Below are 20,141 nucleotides of genomic sequence, written 5' to 3'. Positions count from 1 at the left end.
GCAATGCGAGTCTGATCGCGATCAATGCACATTTCCTGAAGGGCTTACGACATGACGGAAGGTGACAGTCATGGACGATCTACAAGCCCTGGGGGCCGAGTCCACCACTTCTGATCATGGCCCAGACCGGCTGACCACCATCAAGGTGATCGGGGCAGCTGGCGATCATGATGGCCCGCTGCTGCGGCAATTACTTCTGCCAATGCACCCCGCTGATGTGGCTGAGCTTTTGGCTCATGCCCCGCGTGAGACGGCGCGCACCATCTTTACGCTCGTGGGCGACGATTTGGACGCCGAAGTCTATGCAGAGCTCGAAGACGAGTTACGCGAGCTGGCACTGGAATATATTCCTGCCAGCAAGCTCGCCCAAAAGCTGGATGACCTCGATACCGATGACGCCGCTGCCATTGTAGCAGAGCTTGATGATGAAGATCGCGCCGAAGTTCTCGCCGCAGCTTCTGCTGATGTGCGTGTGGCGGTTGAAGGCGCTTTGTCATTTGAAGAAGAGACCGCCGGTCGCCTGATGCAGCGCGAATTTGTGGCTGCACCCCAGCATTGGGATGTCGGGCAGACCATCGACTTCATGCGCAAGACTGGCGAGGATTTACCAGATCTCTTCTTCGACATTTATGTCGTCAACCCGGCCATGAAGCCAATCGGGGCGATCCCTGTTTCCAAATTAATGCGCGCCCGCCGGACGGTCTTGCTCGAAGATCTGATGGAGACCCCTGAGATCATCGTCGAACCCGAGACCGATCAGGAAGTCGTGGCCCACGCCTTCCAAAAATACCATTTGATCTCAGCCCCGGTGGTTGACCGCAGTGGTCGACTGACAGGCATGATTACGGTCGATGACATTGTGCGGGTTATTCAGGACGAGAATGAAGAGGATTTGTTGGCGCTTGCCGGGGTGCGCGATGCTTCAGCGGGGGACACGGTCTGGTCCTCGGTCCGCTCGCGCTTGCCGTGGCTGGTGATCAATCTGGCGACCGCCTTGGTTGCTTCCTTCCTGATCAGTAAGTTTGAAGCCTCAATCGAAAAGATTGTCGCTTTGGCCATCATGATGCCTATCGTTGCCTCTATGGGAGGCAATGCCGGAACCCAAACTGTGGCTGTGGCTGTGCGTGCTTTGGCAGCACGTGAGCTCAACGCAGCCAATTCTGTGCGCATCATCTTCCGCGAAGTGGTCACTGGGATCGTCAATGGCGCTTTTTTTGCGCTGCTCTTGTCCAGTGTCGCTTTGATTTGGTTTCAAAGCACTTTGTTGTCGCTCACCATTGCCTTGGCCATTTTGCTTAATTTGTCGATGGCGGGCTTGGCAGGTATTTTGATCCCATTGGCTCTGAAACGTCTGGGGCAGGATCCGGCGGTCTCATCGGGCGTCCTTGTCACATTTGTCACTGATATGGTGGGCTTTGTTGCCTTCTTAGGTCTTGCCACCTTGATCATTCTTTAGGTGCGATGCGGACGGGAAGGGGGGCATTGCACAATTCCAGCCGTCCTGCCTTGAATTTGGTCCAGCTGTCGCGCCGATTGCGCCGACTTTCCAGCACCTGCGGATAAATCGCATGATCGGTACGCAGGGCCTGAAGGTTTATTTGTTCACGCTCTGGAAGCTGGCTGCCCAACACCGCCCGGATGATACGGGGTTTAGATTGGGTCTCACCATAAAATCCCATCGCCTCACCCCCGCGCGGCAAAGTCGCAAAATGCTCCATCCCCAGCACAACGCGTCCCAAGAGCGTCACATTGCGGTCAAGACCGCGTGGACTGTGGCCGTTGACGGCGTAAAGCTCTGCTGGGCCGCCTGAATCAGCACCCTCATCACGTCCTGCCCCAACCATGGCGTAACAATGGGGTAGCCAGTAGCGCTTCTGGGCTGGGTCCCACGCAACCGGCCAATTGCGCCAAAAGCCAACCTTCGGGGCGTAGACATCGCCATCCTTGAGCTCAAAAGGTTTGAAGTCTCGGCCTATGGGGCGGTCGAACTCAGCGGTCATCTGACCGCCGCGGAAGCCAGCTTGTGTTGCAGCCGGACCATCGCCCCATTGGACGACATAATTGTCCTGTGAGCGTACAATGGATTTGCCATTGAAAAAGTCCTTAGCAACCAGTTCCTTAAGTGCTGCCACATGATTTGGGGCAAAGTCGGGTGCCAATTGGATGATAACACGGGCTGGGCCGGTGCCTGAACCGGCCGGTGGATCAAATTCGAGATAGAGCAATTGGCTTTGCTCAATTTGCTGCCAGGCATCGGCGGGGGCAGCTGTGATCAATTCCCCCGTGGTCATGCTCGACCATGTTGAGCCAATAGCGGGACGGGTTTCAGAGGCGGCAGGACTGGCAAAGCAGGCCATTATGGAGAAAGCCACTAAGGCGGACTTCTGGCGGGATTTGGTTGGCAGCATGGTCTGATCCTTGCATCGCGAATCCGCCCCACAAGGGTCGGTCATCAAACACTGCCCAAGGTAAGCAGCTTTGTCGAGGCAGCAGCCAATCACAGCGCGCAAAGCTCACGCGGCATTATTCATGCAAGCCTCAGCCCATATGGCGGAATCCGTCTCTTTTTGGAACGACTTATGTCCAGACTTACCGCATCACGGGCTGCAGTAGACCTGATTGCCAGCTTTGAGGGATTCCGTGCTCGCGCAGCACGGACCCCTGACGGGCGTTGGACATTGGGCTTTGGCCATGTTGCCACAGCACGTGAAGGTCTGACCGTGACGCGCGCTGAAGCAGAAGACCTCTTGCGTTGGGATTTGCGCCCGGTTGAGGACGTGATCCGTCAATCCGCCTTGACCCCTCTTAATCAGAACCAATTTGATGCGCTGGTCTCGTTTGCATTCAATATTGGCCTATCCAACTTCGCCACCAGTGATGTGTTGAGCTATCTGAACCAAGGGCAGCCGATTGCGGCAGCTTTGGCCATGCATGCATGGCGACGGGCGAAGGTGAATGGTCGAGTTTTGGTGGTTGACGCCCTTGTGCGTCGGCGAGCAGCAGAGGCGGCCCTGTTTTTAGAACCACTTGGCCCACGTCCAGCGGCACCAACCTCTGTCCTGACGCCCCAGATCGACTATGCCGCTGCGCTTTTGTCGCATGCCTCTGATCCACGTGCGGTTGCTTTGAGCGTCGGCGAGGACGGTGCCACAATTGAGACCGCCCCTGTGCCTGTAAGCAATGAGCTTGCACTTCATGGCGAGGCACAAACTTCCATGCCGCCTCAAACGACTGACAATGAAATCAGTCCGATAGCCTCGCGGCCTGTTGAAGAACTGGAGGCCGTGGCGAAGACGGAGATTAAGCCTGACCCAATGGTGAAACCCGAACCAGCCCAAGCTGAGCGTGTTGTGGAGCCTGGTGTGCGCTCCATGCCACTTTTGCCCGATGAGGAGAGCTTGGAGCCGGCACCTTTAGACCCTGAGCCCACATTGGCGTCTGTTATCGCGGCTGAAAAGGGACAGTCTATATCTGTGCCTCGCGCCCAAGTGCGTGAGGCTGTGCCTGGGCCAGTCCCAGCCAATGGCACAGCCCCAGTCATGCCCACCCCGGCGAATGACGGGCCGGTTCAAGCCCAAAACCAACCATCCTCCATGCAACCTGCGCCGTGGTCGGCGGCGGTCGAAGGTGCAGGTCCTGATCTGACCAGTTCCGGTATTCATATTGTCCCACCTGGTGGCGATCTGGTTGAGAAGAAGGCAGGCCCGAAGCGACTGACCTGGGTGCTGTTGGCTTTGGGGGCGATCTTGATGGCCGGTGGACTTTGGTTCGCCCATCTGTTGGGGATACTCCCGCCTGATCCAGAAGGCCAAAAAGTGACGCTTAAAGGCCTCTTTGCTGCAATAACAGCCTGTTTTGGCTTTGTGATCTTGGTCACGTCAGCGGTTGCGCTTGCGGGCGGTGAAGGTCATGGCGACGAGGCCGACTTGATGCGCTAGGCCGTCTCACCTTGGCCCAACGGGCTTGCACTCACGAGCCGGCTCGCGCATGCTAAGGCATGCTTCGAAACTCATATCCCACACTCGACTTTGACCTTGGCGAGACCGCCGAGGCCATCCGCGAAACCGTTGAACGCTTTTCGGCTGCTGAAATTGCACCGCGCGCGGCTGATATCGACCGTACCGATACATTCCCGCGCGACCTATGGCCCAAATTGGGTGAGCTTGGCCTTTTGGGCATCACGGTGGAAGAAGCCGATGGCGGGTCGGGCCTTGGCTATTTGGAGCATGTCATTGCCATGGAGGAAATCAGCCGGGCTTCGGCGTCGGTTGGACTATCCTATGGCGCTCATTCTAATTTGTGCGTCAATCAGTTGCGGCGCTGGGGAACCGCGGAACAAAAGGCGCGTTATCTACCCAAGCTGATTTCAGGAGATCATGTCGGCGCGCTTGCGATGTCAGAAAGTGGATCGGGCTCGGATGTGGTGTCGATGCGCTTGCGGGCAGAAAGAAAGGGCGACCGTTATGTCCTCAATGGTGGCAAGTTTTGGATTACCAACGCACGTCACGCTGACACATTGATTGTCTATGCCAAGACCGAGCCCGAGGCTGCTTCGCGCGGCATCAGCGCCTTTTTGATTGAGAAGGACTTTAAGGGCTTCAGTGTGGCTCAAAGCCTTGACAAGTTGGGCATGCGCGGTTCGCCAACGGGCGAGCTGGTGTTTGAGGATTGCGAAGTACCCGAAGAAAATCTGATGGGCCCGCTCAATAAAGGTGCGCAAGTTCTGATGTCGGGCCTAGATTATGAGCGAGCGGTGCTGGCGTCTGGACCGTTGGGGATCATGCAGGCCTGTATGGATGTTGTGCTGCCTTATGTTCATGAGCGGCGTCAATTCGGTCAACCGATTGGTGAGTTCCAATTGATGCAAGGCAAGCTTGCCGACATGTATGTCACATTGTCGACGGCACGCGCCTATGTCTATGCGGTAGCCAAGGCCTGTGACCGGGGGCTGACCACACGCAAAGACGCAGCAGGGGCAATTCTTTATGCCGCTGAAAAAGCCACGTGGATGGCGTTGGAGGCTATCCAATGTCTCGGGGGCAACGGCTATATCAATGATTATCCAACCGGCCGGCTGCTGCGCGATGCCAAGCTCTATGAAATTGGGGCTGGTACCAGTGAAATCCGCCGTTGGCTGATTGGGCGGGAGTTGTTCGGGGAAACGCAGGTCTAGCTTGGTTAAGTGGATAGAGTTTGAGGGGGGCTTCATGAAACGTCGCGCGCTGTTAGCAGGCCTGTTGATCGCTTCGGCTCTAATATTGCCTCAGATCAGCGTTGCTCAAGGAAGCTCCGAACCGGCACCAGCCCTCAACGCGACCGTGCCACCCGCACCAAAAGTCTTCCTGACCACCACCATGGGTGAGATTGAAATTACGCTCGATCCGGTCGGGGCCCCGAAGACCAGCGCGCATATGCTGGCTATGTTTCAGTCTGGTCATTATGTTGGGGCGGCTGTGTTCCGGATTGAACCCGGATTTTTGATCCAAATTGGCGATCTGGATGCCAATTTCAAGGGCCGCTATCCGCCGTTGAAGCCGGTTGAATTGGAAACGGCCACCAACCGCCACGCCAAGGGTGCGGTGGGACTGGCCCGCGGTGACGACCCCAATTCGGGCCATTCAAGCTTTTATTTCGACCTCGCTGAAAATGCCTCTCTCAATGCAGATCCGAAGGCTGCACCTAACACTACTGGCTATGCCAGTTTTGGTCGGGTGACGGCGGGCTGGGAGGTGGTAGAGGCCATGGCAAAAGTTGAGCGTGCGGCAAGTGGTGGACCTTTCCCGGGCAAGGCCCCTGTCACACCGATTGTGATTACGGGCGTGCGGACAGACCCACCACCGCCGCCCAAACCCAAGCCTGCCGTAAGGCCTGCGCCAAAAGCCAGCAAAAAGAAACGTTGAAAGACCTGATCCGCCAAGCCCAGAACCTAAAGAGGCAATATCTCGGTCAAAAATGTTTCCGATCGACGCCTTGTACTGGCCTATCTTCACGGTAACGTGATCTGCCAGTTCTAAAGGTCAAATGCGGGGACAAACAATGGCGGTAGACGGATTATCGGGGTTTGAACCTATTGAGGGCAAACAAGGGTTTTGGCAGACCCACCCCGCAGATCGCGATGCAGTTATCGTCATGATTGCTTTGTTGTGGTTTGGTCTATTGGCTGGGTTTGTTCCCGATATGGTGCGTGGTGTCTTAAATGGGCGCACGTATCAGCTCGTCACCCATCTTCATGCAGCCTCTGCCGTTGGCTGGATGGGCCTTTTAACTTGGCAAGCCGTCCTGATCCGCACGCATCAACCTGCTCTGCATCGGGCGCGGGGGCAACGATTTGGGTTTGTCTTGGGGGCTCTTGTGGTCGTAAGTGCGGTAGCCACAGTTTGGTTTGCCGACCATGCCCGTTTGGGTGATCCCAAGTTCAATCCCGCCGTCATGGCATTTCAGTTAGGCCATGTTTTTCCATTTGCCATTCTAACAGCCATCGCCCTTGCGAACACCCATCGCCCCGATTTGCATAAACGCCTCTTGTTGTTGGGCGTCATTGGGATTGTAGATACCGGGTGGTCGCGCTGGATTGGCGTGGATATACGGGAAATTTTGGGGCAGGGCTTTGCCGCGCAAATTCTGGGGCGCTATCCCTTGTCTTGGTTCTTTATGCTTGCGATGGCCCTTTATGACTATAACACGCGCGGGCGTCTCCATCCGGCTTTTCTGCCTGCAGTAAGTTTTACCTTAGTTAGCCAAATTTCTGCGGCATTTTTGTTCTTTACGCCGGGCTGGGCAGGTTTGGTGGTGTGGATATTGGGTGGGTAATCAAAAGCAAGCTTGTACTTGCGAGCCATTTTGATTGAGTAATGGATTTATCCTCTCACGTGTCAATAAATATTAGAATTCCTCTTTCAGTTGTTTAGGATTGATGCTGGCAATCTCACTGCTATAGTCTGTGTCATTGATATTTCAGATGGCACGGTAAATGAGTAGACCCAAGGGCAGCCGCGGCAAAGATTATGCAGCCAAACGGCAGGAATTGGTCCGTCTGATCCAAGCTCATGTCTTGGCCCATCCGACGGAGCGGTCGAGCTTGCGTCAGTTTGCCGAAGTGTGCGGTGTATCTCTGCCGACAATCCTGCATTACTTCGATAATCGCCAGGGTGTGGCTGAGGCCGTGTTGCAATTAAGTTTTCAGGACGCAGAACCCATGTTGGTTGCCAGCGCCCAGCCAATAGGCGATCTGGCCACCTGTGTGCGCACCAAACTCAATTATATCCAAATTGCGTTCCGCCGTTTCGGATTGAGCCAATTGAACATGTGGGGATTGAGTGAAGGCTTAGGCGACCAAATGTCTGGCCCAGCCTATCTGACCTATTTTCTCGAGCCCAGCCTGCAGTCGTGTGAAGCTTGTTTGAAACATTATCAGGAAGTGGGCGAAGTAGCCGCCCATATTGATATCAGATTTGCCGCACTGAATATGCTGAGCCCGCTCATCCTTTTGTTGATGCACCAAGACGGGCTTGGCGGGTGCCAAGTTCGTGAAGCGGACGTGGATGTTTTCATCGACCATCACACCCGCAGCTTCTGCCGAGCCGTCGGCGTCTGCAAGGTCGATGCCTGCCCATTGCCTTGATGCTGATGAGCCATGATCCTGTGTGATGGCGCTGCCTAAACCCGGCGTTGACTTGGCTCATTTCTCGGCCGATTTTTTGTGTCGTTGCGTGTTGCAGGGGGTGCGCGCTCAGGCTAAAGCATTCGGGTCATCTGGGGAGTAGCCAGTCGTCATGCGTGACGAGCCCCCGCGTCAACATACTCGGTCGAGAGACCGTGGCGCGTGGAAAGCGGGAAGACCGCTTAGGCGAGACCAATGGCACCGAATCTCCGCTCAGGGTTGGGCGGCGAGATTGGTGTCCGTTGGTTGTTTTATGCCGCCCAACCCAGGGAATGTTCAATGGAAGCTTTTCTCACATCCACCGCCGTGGTCACCCTCGCCGAGATTGGCGATAAGACCCAATTGTTGGCAATTGTCCTGGCGACCCGGTTTCAAAAGCCAGTACCGATCATCGCGGGGATTTTTGCCGCCACCATTGCCAACCACTTTCTGGCGGCTCTGGTTGGGTCTCAAGTAGCCGCCATCATGGACGGACAATGGTTTCGCTATGCCATCGCCGCCTCTTTCATCATCATGGCAGCGTGGACATTGATTCCGGATAAGCTTGACGATGAAGAACATAAGCCCGCGAGATTTGGTGCCTTCATCACCACACTGATCGCATTCTTCCTTGTTGAAATGGGCGACAAGACCCAAGTGGCAACGGTGGCGTTGGGCGCGCGCTTTCATGATGTTGTGTCCGTGACGATGGGCACAACATTCGGGATGATGCTGGCCAATGTTCCAGCAGTTTTCCTTGGCCACGAAGTCCTGAAATATGTGCCACTCAATATTGTCCGACTGATTGCTGCTGGCCTCTTTTTCTTGATTGGCGTCTGGGTTCTTGCCCAAACAGCAGGTTGGACCGCGGGACTTCTCTAGAAAATCGAAAATCATGTGGGGCATAGGCGGTATCCCACATGATTTTGTCTGAGACAGTACGGGTTTTGCCGTGTCGGCGCGTGACATCGACGCCACAAGGGCATGTTTTGATATGTATCACCATGGTGTGAATGGGGCAGGGTAGAAGTTGCCCCCTTTGCCACGCGACGCACATGTGTCCATCAGTGTGTGGCATTATCTTGAGGTTGTATGCTTATGGTGCAACATCTCGGTTCGTGATACGGATCTGACTATGCGCCTCATTGCTTCATGGATGCTTCTTATGCTGCTTGGCGGCTGTGCATCCTCTTCAGTGTTCACCCTGGGCACCGACCGCCCAGCGGAGGAGCTTAGGTGTGAGCAGCGCTCAGACCAGGTGTTTTTAATTTCGGGCAAAATTGATGAGATGATGGCGGCCTGTGTTCGCACCACGTTTCAGAGCACCACTCAGAAATTGATCTTGAATAGCGAGGGCGGCAGTGTCAGCGCGGCCTTGGACATCGCTGAAATCTTCGAAGGAAAGCACCTCGACATGGTGGTGGAGGGGCAATGCAACTCTTCATGTGCCAATTATCTGCTGCCACTGGCCGGCGGCATCACCTTTAGTCCCGGGTCGATCGCCCTGCTTCATGGAAGCATTGATCCTTGGACGGTCGAGAAGTTCAAGCGAGGCCGGAATGCTTTTCTCACGCTTCAAGCCAAGGCCGGGCGAAGCGAAGACCGCGCGATTGAGGCGTTTGACGAACTTATCACCGACACTGAGGCACTGCGGGTCCGGCAAGCAGAATTTGCCCGCAGAAATGCAATACCGCCCGGTTGGCTGCTCTATCGCGACGCGGGATCTGGGCGCGTGATTGGACTATCGGACCTGCCCAGGTTTGGCCGGGCGTATCTTGTCGAAGAACAAATGCTTCGATCCTGCCTTTCGGCGATGGTCACGCCCTACCAAGAGGATTTGCGCCGAAACATCCTATCTTTCCCGCGACGTTTACGGCTCTCGTGGACTGGCGTTACGCCCAGCGGCAAGGCAAGATGTACGCCCGAACCGGGCACAGGCCTTTGAGGCGTGGCACAACGGGCCAGCCCGCGTAATCTTCAAGGATTTCACAATCTTCTTCTGCCCGACAAGCGGTCTGAGTGCGTCCGATACGCGCAATCGCACGCAATAGACTCCGTCACGGCGTTGAAGGTGTGGGGCACGTGTTCCGCTCAAAGCGGCGCATGTCGGTTATGGTTCCACCATATTTGGACCGACCCCGCCGATCTTATTCCCTCGGCAGCGGGGGCTAGTAGCAGCTTGTGTACCGGCGTTGTGTACCACAAACCTAACCCGCACGATTTGAAAAGATGAAATCAAAATAACTCTTCGAGCTTGAAGAAAATGGCGGACAGGGTGGGATTCGAACCCACGGTAGGCTTCCACCTACGGCGGTTTTCAAGACCGCTGCCTTAAACCACTCGGCCACCTGTCCGCGCTTTTTGACGTCAAGCCTGAAACAAAAAGCCCGATTGATAAAATTCAATCGTTTTTTCAAGCGTTGATTTCAAACATGCCTTGTATCGTGCAACATGCAGTCGGATCAACCGGCGCATGAAGAATGTCTGCAGAAACTACTGCGGTCCAAAACGGTGGGACACAAAATGGTCCGGAAAGCGGCACAACTCTTCCACGTTCGGAAAGAGTCATTGCGAAGCAAGATCAGTGAGTTGCGTATTTCAGATCACGTGTGTTTCGGCTTAATCATTGTGGTGGCTGGCTTCTCAGTCAGTCCTGCAACAGTGCTGGCAGCTGCCCGCACCACAAGTGCCGCCACCAATAGTGAAGCTGCCTCGACCGAGGCTGCGCCAGTTAGTAAGGCGCGCCAAGCAACTGAGGCTGATCGCATTGCCCAGAGCCATCCGGCCGCCCGCTCGGTTGCGAGGCCCATAACACGTGATGCGATCACAAGCTCTCTCACCCGAGCGGCACCTGTTGAGCGCGCCGAAACCCAAAATACCTCACGGGCAACATCCATCAGCCTGCCAGCGCGCGCCGAGCGCGAGGCTGCAGCATCCCCGCGCAATATGGCAGCACCTGCTCGCATCAGCATTCGCGCGTCAGAGCCTGAAACCACACCGTCGGTCCGCCCGGCCGACGTGCAGCCTTTTCAAAAGATTGGTGCGCCCTATCAGGTCAATGGCACGTGGTATATCCCCGCTCATGAGCCCGATTATGATGAAGTCGGTGTGGCGTCATGGTATGGCCGCGACTTCCATGGCAAGGCGACGGCCAATGGCGAAACCTTTGACATGAATGTCGTCACGGCGGCCCATCCGACCCTGCCGATCCCAAGTCTGGTGGAGGTCACCAATCTGTCGAATGGCCGTTCCATGGTCGTGCGTATCAATGATCGCGGACCATTTGTTTCCAATCGCTTGATTGATCTGTCTGCCCGTGGGGCAGAACTCCTGGGATATCGCGAGCAAGGATCCACCCAGGTTCGTGTGCGCTATATCGGTCCAGCTGATCCCGATCCTTTGGTGACGGCAGAGACCCTCAGTCCACCGTCGCTTGAGCCTAAATGGGCCGAGGCGCGCGCTTCTGCACCCAAGTCGCCGCCAAATATCCCACCGGTCCGTGCGTCCAATGCATCTGGACCCAGTGTGGCCGTGACAGTGGCACGTGTGATTGAACAACGTCCAAGCCGCGCCGTAAATCGTGATGGCGTGGCCAGCAGTGAAACACGCGCGGGTCTGTATGTTCAAGCCGGGGCCTTTTCGCGCCAAGCCAATGCTGAACGCGCTGTTCGTCAATTGTCCGATGTTGGTGCGGTCCAGATTGCTGAATCTGAAACCGCCTCAGGGGCAACCCTATATCGTGTGCTGATTGGCCCTGTCAGAACGCAGGCAGAAGCCCAAGAGCTTGCCGACTTGGTCAGCAATCGGGGCTTGTCGGGTGCACATGTGATGGCGTCGCTCAACTAAATCCGGTTTTTTCCTCGCAAGGGCATTGACCCACTGCAGGAAGGCCCTTGCATGCAACACGCGTGCGGGTCACTTCTGTGCCTGTCACGGGGGCAGAGGACAATCGGCATGCAGCGGGGCTTTTTCATCACCTTGGAAGGCGGCGAGGGGGCAGGCAAAACCACGCTGTTGGCCAACCTGCAAGCCCGGCTGCGTTCCCAAGGGCACGAGGTTGTTTTGACACGTGAACCTGGTGGGACACCGGGTGCCGAAGCTATCCGTGCGCTTCTGGTGACCGGCAGTGCTGATCGCTGGACGGCTTTGTCAGAATTGTGTTTGTTTTTTGCAGCGCGCGAGGATCATTTGGACCGCCTGATCCGTCCTGCCTTAGCGCGCGGTGCGATCGTTTTATGCGATCGCTTCAGCGACTCCACGCGAGCCTATCAGGGGCAAGCAGGCGGGGCAGGGCGGGCTGCAGTGGATATGCTGGACCAATTAATCGTCGGCACAACACAACCCGATCTAACCCTGATCCTCGATATTGATCCTGCGATTGGCCTCAAACGTGCTGCGGCCCGGCGCGGTCATGAAGACCGATTTGAAGGTAAGGCATTTGCCTTCCACACGGCCTTGCGCGCGGCCTATTTGGAGATTGCTGCCACATATCCAGCACGGTGTGCGGTGCTGGATGCGGCCACTGCGCCGCAAGAACTTGCCGATGTGGCCTGGAGCACGTTGAATGCGCGGTTGAACCTTGCATGAGCGAGGAGACCCTCTTACCTGATCAGGAGCCTGGCTCACCCCATCCCCGCGCGGTGTTTGAGCTATTTGGTCATCATGCGGCAGAAGCCGAACTGGCCGATAGTCTGACCCATGGGCGCAGCCACCATGCATGGTTGATGACCGGGCCGAAAGGTATTGGCAAGGCGACTTTGGCCTATCGGTTTGCGCGCCGACTGTTGGGGGCAAGGCCAGATCCTTCTGGCCTGCTTGCAAGCGATCCTGACGATCCAATTTGTCGCAAGATCGCCCAAGGCGCGCATCCAGACCTGCGCACAGCAACCCGCCTCGATCCAGAAAAAAGCGAGATCAAGCGTGACGTCACCATCGGGGCAATTCGGGACCTAACCCAATTCTTTACCATGACGGCCGATGGCCGCGATGGCGCACGGGTCGGAATCATTGATTGCGCCGACGACATGAGTGTCAGTGCGGCCAATGCGCTCTTGAAGACGTTAGAGGAACCCCCGCCGGGAGCAACCTTGATTCTGTTGTCACACACGCCGGGGCGCTTATTGCCGACTTTACGCTCGCGCTGTCGCAGACTTGACCTTGTCAGTCTGTCTGACGCGGACATGGCGCAGGCACTGCCAGACCTCGATGCAGCGACCCGTTCCCTGGCAGCTGGTCGGCCTGGCCGAGCCAAAGCCCTGATGGCGCTTCAGGCAGCCAAACTCTATGCGACTTTGTCGCGACATTTATCTGGCTTGCCGCGCGCGCCCTTGGATGAGGCTTTGATATTGGCTGAGGCCAGTGCTGATGCCGACCGTTTCCAGCTTTTGTTTGATATGATGGAAGATTGGCTGGCGCGGGCAGGCCGGGCAGGGGTGGGCCTGCCGATCGAGGAAGTTGAACCGGGAGAAAGCGTGGTTTTAGCCCGATTGGCAGCCGGATCTGGGTGTGACGGCCCAGCCAGAGCTTGGACGCATGTGCGCTCTGTGCGCACGAAAGCTGAAGCGCTTAATCTCGACCGGGGCCTTGCCACGCTTGATGCGCTGCGCGCTATTCGTGCAGAATTGGCACCGATCCAGTAGAAGGCTGCCATGATCGATAGTCACGTCAATTTACATCATGAGGCCTTTGGTCCGGATCTTGAGGCTGTTCTGGCACGGGCAGATCAGGCTGGTGTTCACGCCATGCTGACCATTTGTGACAAGATGGCTTCCCTACCTGCTATTGCCGCGATCAGCGCGCAACACAGCCACATCTGGCATAGCGTCGGCGTGCATCCACATTATGCCGACGAACACCAACATATTGGCGTTGAAGATCTTTTAGCAGGCTGTAATCATGCCAAGGCCATTGGTGTGGGTGAGACCGGGCTTGATTTTCATTATGGCTATAGTGGTGAAGCTGAACAGGTGCGTTTGTTCCGCGTCCATATTGAGGTCGCCCGCCAGACCGGCTTGCCGCTCATCGTTCATACGCGTCAAGCCGATGATCTAACCGCGGACATTCTTGAATCAGAGATGGAAAAGGGGCCGTTCAAGATCCTGCTGCACTGCTATACCAGCGGACTTGATCTTTTGGCGCGTGGCTTGAAACTGGGGGCCTATGTCTCTTTCTCCGGCATTGCCACCTTCAAAAATGCGCATGATGTGCGGGCCGCTGTGGCCCAAGTCCCCCTTGATCGGGTGCTGATTGAAACCGACTGCCCCTATTTGGCCCCCGTGCCAGTGCGCGGCCAACGCAATGAGCCTGCCTTCTTGCCCCATGTCAGCCAATTTCTAGCCAGCCTTTATGCTATGGCCCCGGAGGCATTTGCCGATCAGGCCGATCGCAATTTTCTCGCGCTGTTTGAAAAGGCGGCAGGATGAAAATTGATCGGGCCACGCGTGCTAAAGTCACAATCCTTGGCTGTGGGTCATCAGGGGGTGTGCCACGCGTGGGTGGAGACTGGGGTGCCTGCGATCCCACCGATCCACGCAATTACCGCACGCGCTGTAGCCTGTTGGTTGAAGCCTATCAGGGCACATATAGCCATGAGACCTCAACTTGTGTGCTAGTTGATACCTCACCTGACTTGCGAACCCAGCTGCTAGCAGCCCAAGTTAGTCATATTGATGCTTTGCTCTACACCCACGACCATGCCGACCAGAGCCATGGAATCGATGATCTGCGTGCTTTGGTTTATCTTCAGCGCAAGCGCATCCCAACCTATATGGATGATGTCACCAAGCGCCAACTTGTCACACGGTTTGGTTACATCTTCGAAACCCCTCCAGGGAGTCATTATCCGGCCTTGTTGGATGCATGCCAGATGCCCCTGCCGGGGCAAGTGCTGACCATTCATGGACCCGGTGGGGGGCTGGACGTTCAGATCTTGGCGCAAAATCATGGCGATATTGACAGTCTGGGGTTCAGATTTGGTCCAGTTGCTTATTGTAATGATTGCAAAATCTTACCAGATGCCAGCTTAGCGGCCTGCCAAGGGGTTGAGGTTTTTATCGTGGATGCGCTGCGTCACATCCCCCATCCCAGTCACGCCCATCTGGAACAAAGCATGGCGTGGATAGAGATTGTCAAACCCAAGCAAGCCATCCTGACCAATTTACATATTGATTTGGATTATGCTGCCTTGGCTGCAAGTCTACCAGATCATATCGTGCCTGCCGTGGACGGGCTTGTGGTAGATGTTGCGCTTTAGAGCTGTGCTTGGCTATTTGACTGGAAAGAGCCACAAAGACAGGGTGTGAATGGTCAATCCGACCAGCCCGCCAATCAATGTGCCGCTGATCCGAATATATTGGAGATCGCGGCCCACGGCAGCCTCTATCTGATCAACCACTGTGCGCGCGTCCCACCCTTGAATGGTCTCAGCGACCATTCGGCCGACACCTTCACCTTGAGCATCAGCTAATTCCACCGCCCAAGCTTTCAGGCGAAGGTTGAGGCTTTCGCGCAATTCTTCATCGCGATCGAGGGCGCGGGCCAGATCCTGCAGTCCAGCGGCAAGCGCCGTGGCCAAACGCTCGGTCTCTTCGGGCGATTGGTCCTTCAAGCTCTTCTTCAAATCGTTCCAGATCTGCGTGACATAGGTGCGAACGACATCATGATCAGCGACTTCGCGGATCCAGCGCTGGAGACCATCGCGCAAATTTGGGTCATGGCGCAGGTCGCGCGCCAAATGGGCCAGCGCTTCGTCAATCCGGGTTCGCATGGTGTGATTGGGGTCTTTGGCAGCATCCTTCAGCGTGTCCTTAATCGCCGTCAACAGCGCATCAGAGGCCGCGGCGTCCACCGCAAACAACTTTGGCAACCAATCCATTTTGTTGGAGACCCGCGAGCGGAATGTTGTCTCTTCTGAATGAATTGCCAGATCGGCATGGAAGATGATCAGATCGACTATGGGCTTGTGCCGTCCGCCACGGATGAGCATGTCAAGGCCTTCGGCCAACAGATGCGCGATATCGGCGTGGCGAAGACGTTCGGTCAAGGTGGATTGCAACCAGGCGGCAATCTTGCCTTCGTTCAAAAGGCCCAAAACGCGGGGTACAGCTCCTGCTAAGCCATGGGCGATCCGGCGTGCGCGGTCACCTTCGGTCAGCCAGCTTGCAGCGCTACCGGCAAGATCAATATCCTTGAGGCGTCGCTGGACTTGGTCTGGCTGGAGAAAATTGCGCGAGATAAAACGGCCAAGTCCGGCACCGATCCGGTCTTTAGACCGCGGTACAATGGCGGTGTGCGGGATTGGCAGACCTAAAGGACGACGAAACAAAGCCGTCACTGCAAACCAATCAGCAAGCGCCCCGACCATAGCCGCTTCAGCAAAGGCACGCACGAAAGGCAAGATCGGACTTGAGGCTTCAAAATATTTCGACGCCACAAACAATGTGGCCATGGCCAGAAATAGGCCCGTAGCCACCCGCTTCATGCGCCGATAGGCAAGAGCCGGGTCCTCTGGAAGCAAGGGCGGTGGTGGCACGGACGATTGAAGGGCCATGAAATTAGGATGGATCCGGTTCGGTCCGCCATGGACCTCCGGGGAGGCCCACAGCATCAGCCACCAAAGGCTGATGGACCGGTATGCTGCTCAGGTCACGCGGGCGGGTTGCCCATGCCAGATAAGACATGGTGAGTGCACCCACTGCTGGCAATATCCACCACAACTGTGCAGCAGCAGCAAGTCCAGCCGCAACAGCCCATAAAAGACCAATTGCCAACACATACAGCACCACGATCAATGAGCGGTCCGGTCTTTGGGTCATTCTGGGCCTTTTGGTTGGCCGAGGGCGCGAAAACTCTACCATACAGGCCCCTGCACAGGCAGCCATTCCCATCACAAACACTGAGACCGCAGCATGTGGCCAAGTCCAGGTGGTTAGGATGGTGATAAGGATCAATTCGATAATCGCTGGCGCGCTCGCGGCCAGTATCTTGCCTTGAATAATGACCCGTGGCTCCATTGGGCTGGCCTGGAGCAGATCCCGTGCTTCTTCAACCGATGCGACAAGCCAAGCCAAGCTTGAGGTCAGCATGGTGACGTTGAATACAGTAATGCCGGCAAAAACCGAACCCAAAACTGGACCCATCTCGGCTTGGTCTTCGGGGTGCTGGATGGCTGTCCAGATAAATCCAATGAAAGGCACCATGGTGAATAAAGGCACCACAAGCTGGCTGAAAAATAACGGGTCACGGATGAGGCTCAACCATTCCTTGTGGAACACCATCATCACCGGCGAGCGACGAAAGCGCTTGGCTGAAACCTTGGCAGCGCGTTTGGGGCCGTGATCGGATTGACCATTGAGGGCCGCCACATCATGGTCAAAGCGTTGGCCGACATAGGCCAGAACCAGGATGAAGCTGGCCACACCGATACCCAGAATGACCAGTGCCCCGAGCCAATTCCCTAAAACAGTGCTGCCCAACCATCCGAAATTGGACGTAAAACCGACGACGCTGTCATGAAAATGGTTGAGCAAAGAGGAGGGGTCACGATCATGTTCTGCCAGTCGACCCAAACTGCCCGACGCAGTGATCATTTGATAGCCCAATAGGCCTGAGATAACCCCCACGGCTCCCAATCCAACCGTGACCATGCGGCCTTTGCGCAACCCAAACCACAACAGGGCTTGGCGGGCGATCAAATAGGTGATTGCAGAATCAAACAGGGCAATGCCGGCAACCACCACAAAGATGGAAGCAAACATGGGAGAAACTGTTACAATGGATGCGGCAAAAAAGATGATGGCAAAGCCGGTATAGATGCAGAAGCTGCGCCACGTCGCGGCCATCAGTCGCGCAGCCACGAACCGATGTGGGGGCAAAGGTGAGGAGAGCAATAAATCGAGGTCGCCCTTCTCGGTCATGGTCATGAATGAGCCCATGAGATTCATGGAAATACCCGACATGACTAATGTCAGGACAATGGCTCCAGCTGTGGTCTGAATACCAGTTAAATCGTCGCCGGATTCGCGCAGAATCTCAGCGACATTATAGCCCATGGCCACGCTGAGTAGTCCAACAAAACCAAGCGTGAAGATTGGCTTCATCCAGCCTGGTAGACGCTTTCCCATCCGTCCTAAACGCCACGAAAGGCGCACTTGGTGGCGTGCCAGCCATAAAATGCTGCCCGGAACAAAGAGTTTATCGGTTATCATGCTGGGCTGCTCACGCTTGCTTCATCGACCAGTTGGATGAAAATATCCTCCAGATTGGCAGCAGGACGCCCCGTTTTGGCGCGTAGCTCTTCCAACGACCCGTCGGCGAGCAAATGGCCTCGATGGAAAATGCCAACCCGTTCGGTCAATCGTTCTGCAATCTCCATCACGTGGGTCGTCAAAACGATGGTGCAGCCTTCCTTGGTTTTCTCAACCAGCAGCTCCTTGACCTGACGGGCCACTGCCGCATCGAGCCCTGAGAAGGGTTCATCCAACAGAAGCAGTTTGGGGTCATGCAACAAAGCGCCCGCCAGCGCGGTTTTCTGCTTCATCCCACGCGAAAAAGTCTCGCAACGTTTGTCACGCTCGTCCCACAAATCCATCCAGCGCAACAATTCTTCGGCGCGTTTTTCTGCCACACTGGCTTCCACTGCCCAGAGACCTGCGATGAACTCAAGATATTCCATCGGTGTCAGTTTGTCATAAAGCAGGGGTTCATCGGGAAGCCAGGCCGTGATCGCCTTGACCGCCTTAGGGTCCGTCTCGACCCGATGGCCATAGACACAAATACTGCCTTGATCGGCCTGAAGCAGGCCAGCAATCATGCGCATCGTGGTGGTCTTTCCTGCGCCATTAGCCCCCAAAAGGCCATAGAATGCACCTGGTGGCAGGGTGAGATGAAAGTCCGCCACAGCGGTCTTCGACCCAAATCGTTTTGTTAAGGATTTGATCTCAAGGGCGGGGAGGGCAGTGGGGGCCATGCTGGGTCCTAATCGTTATGTGTCACCGGCATCGCAACGCCGAATACATGTCATGCCATTTTTATCCGACAGGATGTTTCAATCGCGTGAATAATTGGCGCAATTTACCAGTGTCGTTTCTGGCCCAAAACATGAATTCACGGTCGGAGTCTGGTTGGTTAACGAAATTGGGCCGTTCAAGTTTCCGAGGCCAGAGATTATGTTAAGGCCCCTGCGCGCTTTAACAATTTGGCGCGTTAATCTTTTCGCGCTGGTGAGTAATGTTGATGAGCTAAAGCATGCTGGCTTGTCGTGCTGCGCTCTTACATCTTGTCGTCGCTTCATGACGCTGAACGCGGTCTCGGTTCTTGTTTCTGTTTTCTGTGGGTGGTGACCATGTGACAGCGCTGCTGATAACTGGGAATCGGGGCTGCGCTGCGTATTCGGCTCAAGTCCAGTGAAACATGGCCACAATGTCGATAGGCGCGGTGTTGGCGGCTTGTTGTGGCATTGGCGCGGATCCTATTGCTATTTTTGTCCCATAACACATATTATGCGAATTACCGGTGGTGGCGCATGCGCATGGCGTGACGCGCGGATTTTCAAGGACTCTCCCACGCGAAATCACCCTGCTTTGCCCCAGAAGACGTAACTGTGACGGGCAACGGCAGATGCAGAGATGACGAAACTTGGCGTCATGACCCCTCGCCGGTCGTGTGCTTTAAGGCCCAAACAGCTGCATCATCACCGGATCCAGCGCACGACGTCCAGCAAGGTTGCAAGCGCGCTGGCGATATAGGTGCCCGCAGCGGCCTTAAGCACCTGCCGCGCGCTATTGAGGTCCTCACCGTGCAGAAAGCCGCCATGCTCCAATACGGGTAATGCCCGCTTGAAGCTTGCATCAATTTCCATTGGCAATGTCAGGACATGCATCAACACACGCCCGCTCAAAAGAACGAAGATGGCAACAATCTGGGCCATGGCAATCAGTGGTGACTTGACGATAATGCCGATCAGCGGGATCGAGATCAATAATCCAAAGGCCACTTTGTCGAGGCCTGCCAAGCCAACTGCCCATCTGGTGCGAGTCACCAGGAATGGATCGCCATCACGGTGTTGGATGGCATGGCCCACTTCATGGGCAGCCACCGCCACGGCCGTGACAGATCGGCCGTTGAGATTGTCAGGTGACAGACGCACAACCCGGGCAATCGGGTCGTAATGATCTGTTCCTGCTAGTGTTTCCTCAAGGCCAATCTCTTTCAGGTCTGCTTGATCGAGCAGAAAGCGGGCAAGCTCTCCACCAGTCCCGGGAAAGTCCGGTCTATGGGCGCTATGGCGTGCCATAACCCGCCGTACCCAATATTGGGGCCCGTAAATCAAAGCCAAAAGGCCGACAATTCCAAGAAGGATTAAGATTGGCATGGCACCAACCTAGACCAATTAGAAGAAACGTGAAGATCAGGAACATCTTTTTGATCGATGGCCGCTCATCGGGTTCAATTGGGAATCGGATTGAAGTTGTGCTCAAATTGCTTGAGACAAGAAGTCACCCTC

19 protein-coding genes, 1 tRNA gene and 1 riboswitch are annotated in these 20,141 nt (G+C 55.8%); of the genes, 13 read left to right on the top strand and 7 right to left on the bottom strand.

The features are described 5' to 3' along the window. Positions 1-70 precede the first annotated feature (70 nt). Complete coding sequence (gene mgtE / locus PbB2_RS04270) at positions 71-1,456, top strand: magnesium transporter (protein ID WP_108984063.1); 1,386 nt, start codon at positions 71-73, stop codon at positions 1,454-1,456. On the opposite strand, the gene PbB2_RS04265 is transcribed toward mgtE, so the two are convergent. Next, positions 1,446-2,408 (bottom strand): peptidylprolyl isomerase, encoded by a 963-nt coding sequence (locus PbB2_RS04265; protein WP_192576156.1) that lies wholly within the window; start codon positions 2,406-2,408, stop codon positions 1,446-1,448. The two genes, mgtE and PbB2_RS04265, sit on opposite strands and share 11 nt — an antisense overlap. 171 nt (positions 2,409-2,579) lie before the next feature. Between PbB2_RS04265 and PbB2_RS04260 the strand changes: the two genes are divergently transcribed. From PbB2_RS04260 to PbB2_RS04230, 7 genes are all read left to right on the top strand, one after another. Continuing rightward, positions 2,580-3,938 (top strand): glycoside hydrolase family protein, encoded by a 1,359-nt coding sequence (locus tag PbB2_RS04260; RefSeq protein ID WP_108984061.1) that lies wholly within the window; start codon positions 2,580-2,582, stop codon positions 3,936-3,938. Between the two features lie 59 nt (positions 3,939-3,997). After that, positions 3,998-5,173 carry an isovaleryl-CoA dehydrogenase gene (locus tag PbB2_RS04255; RefSeq protein ID WP_108984060.1) on the top strand — a complete coding sequence of 392 codons (1,176 nt, stop codon included), beginning with the start codon at positions 3,998-4,000 and terminating at the stop codon, positions 5,171-5,173. A gap of 34 nt (positions 5,174-5,207) precedes the next feature. Continuing rightward, positions 5,208-5,900: a peptidylprolyl isomerase gene (locus tag PbB2_RS04250; protein WP_108984059.1), complete on the top strand. Its 693-nt coding sequence runs from the start codon at positions 5,208-5,210 to the stop codon at positions 5,898-5,900. A gap of 121 nt (positions 5,901-6,021) precedes the next feature. Further along, on the top strand, positions 6,022-6,810 hold the full coding sequence (locus PbB2_RS04245; protein WP_133245713.1) for a hypothetical protein: 789 nt from the start codon (positions 6,022-6,024) through the stop codon (positions 6,808-6,810). Positions 6,811-6,970: 160 nt separating this feature from the next. Then, positions 6,971-7,621, top strand: coding sequence for a TetR/AcrR family transcriptional regulator (locus PbB2_RS04240; RefSeq protein ID WP_108984057.1), 651 nt, complete (start codon positions 6,971-6,973; stop codon positions 7,619-7,621). Positions 7,622-7,741: 120 nt separating this feature from the next. Continuing rightward, a riboswitch (yybP-ykoY riboswitch) is annotated at positions 7,742-7,926 on the top strand. Positions 7,927-7,939: 13 nt separating this feature from the next. Next, positions 7,940-8,521 (top strand): TMEM165/GDT1 family protein, encoded by a 582-nt coding sequence (locus PbB2_RS04235; RefSeq protein ID WP_108984056.1) that lies wholly within the window; start codon positions 7,940-7,942, stop codon positions 8,519-8,521. Positions 8,522-8,774: 253 nt separating this feature from the next. Beyond that, positions 8,775-9,584, top strand: a complete 810-nt coding sequence (locus PbB2_RS04230; RefSeq protein WP_108984055.1) for a hypothetical protein — start codon at positions 8,775-8,777, stop codon at positions 9,582-9,584. Here the strand turns inward: PbB2_RS04230 and PbB2_RS16440 are convergent. Both PbB2_RS16440 and PbB2_RS04225 read right to left on the bottom strand, forming a co-directional pair. Next, on the bottom strand, positions 9,510-9,734 hold the full coding sequence (locus PbB2_RS16440) for a DUF6538 domain-containing protein (protein WP_420887450.1): 225 nt from the start codon (positions 9,732-9,734) through the stop codon (positions 9,510-9,512). The genes PbB2_RS04230 and PbB2_RS16440 overlap by 75 nt on opposite strands. A 169-nt stretch (positions 9,735-9,903) precedes the next feature. Beyond that, positions 9,904-9,993: transfer RNA gene (locus tag PbB2_RS04225), tRNA-Ser, on the bottom strand. Between the two features lie 214 nt (positions 9,994-10,207). Here PbB2_RS04225 and PbB2_RS16345 point away from each other — a divergent pair. The 5 genes from PbB2_RS16345 (at position 10,208) to PbB2_RS04200 (ending at position 14,891) form a co-directional block, all read left to right on the top strand. Then, positions 10,208-11,485, top strand: coding sequence for a septal ring lytic transglycosylase RlpA family protein (locus PbB2_RS16345; RefSeq protein ID WP_133245711.1), 1,278 nt, complete (start codon positions 10,208-10,210; stop codon positions 11,483-11,485). A gap of 108 nt (positions 11,486-11,593) precedes the next feature. Continuing rightward, on the top strand, positions 11,594-12,226 hold the full coding sequence (tmk, locus tag PbB2_RS04215; RefSeq protein WP_108984053.1) for a dTMP kinase: 633 nt from the start codon (positions 11,594-11,596) through the stop codon (positions 12,224-12,226). Next, entirely contained in the window at positions 12,223-13,278 is a 1,056-nt protein-coding gene (locus tag PbB2_RS04210; RefSeq protein WP_108984052.1) for a DNA polymerase III subunit delta', read from the top strand. The genes tmk and PbB2_RS04210 overlap by 4 nt, the downstream gene beginning before the upstream one ends. A 9-nt stretch (positions 13,279-13,287) precedes the next feature. Continuing rightward, positions 13,288-14,061 (top strand): TatD family hydrolase, encoded by a 774-nt coding sequence (locus PbB2_RS04205; protein ID WP_108984051.1) that lies wholly within the window; start codon positions 13,288-13,290, stop codon positions 14,059-14,061. After that, positions 14,058-14,891: an MBL fold metallo-hydrolase gene (locus tag PbB2_RS04200; RefSeq protein WP_108984050.1), complete on the top strand. Its 834-nt coding sequence runs from the start codon at positions 14,058-14,060 to the stop codon at positions 14,889-14,891. Before PbB2_RS04205 ends, PbB2_RS04200 begins: the two co-directional genes overlap by 4 nt. 12 nt (positions 14,892-14,903) lie before the next feature. On the opposite strand, the gene PbB2_RS04195 is transcribed toward PbB2_RS04200, so the two are convergent. The 4 genes from PbB2_RS04195 to PbB2_RS04180 form a co-directional block, all read right to left on the bottom strand. Then, the gene (locus PbB2_RS04195) at positions 14,904-16,187 is read right to left on the bottom strand and encodes a DUF445 domain-containing protein (protein ID WP_192576154.1); all 1,284 of its coding nucleotides are present in this window, start codon (positions 16,185-16,187) and stop codon (positions 14,904-14,906) included. A gap of 4 nt (positions 16,188-16,191) precedes the next feature. After that, complete coding sequence (locus PbB2_RS04190) at positions 16,192-17,760, bottom strand: hypothetical protein (RefSeq protein ID WP_133245710.1); 1,569 nt, start codon at positions 17,758-17,760, stop codon at positions 16,192-16,194. 80 nt (positions 17,761-17,840) lie between these two features. Beyond that, positions 17,841-18,605 carry an ABC transporter ATP-binding protein gene (locus PbB2_RS04185; RefSeq protein ID WP_108984047.1) on the bottom strand — a complete coding sequence of 255 codons (765 nt, stop codon included), beginning with the start codon at positions 18,603-18,605 and terminating at the stop codon, positions 17,841-17,843. Between the two features lie 723 nt (positions 18,606-19,328). Next, positions 19,329-20,009, bottom strand: coding sequence for a zinc metallopeptidase (locus PbB2_RS04180; protein WP_108984046.1), 681 nt, complete (start codon positions 20,007-20,009; stop codon positions 19,329-19,331). Positions 20,010-20,141: the final 132 nt, after the last annotated feature.

Origin of the sequence: Candidatus Phycosocius bacilliformis (genome assembly GCF_003112735.1) — a bacterium.
Taxonomy (GTDB): Bacteria; Pseudomonadota; Alphaproteobacteria; order Caulobacterales; family Aquidulcibacteraceae; genus Aquidulcibacter; species Aquidulcibacter bacilliformis.
The sequence above is the reverse complement of the archived record's forward strand: the minus strand, read 5'-3'. Positions and strand labels throughout refer to the sequence as shown.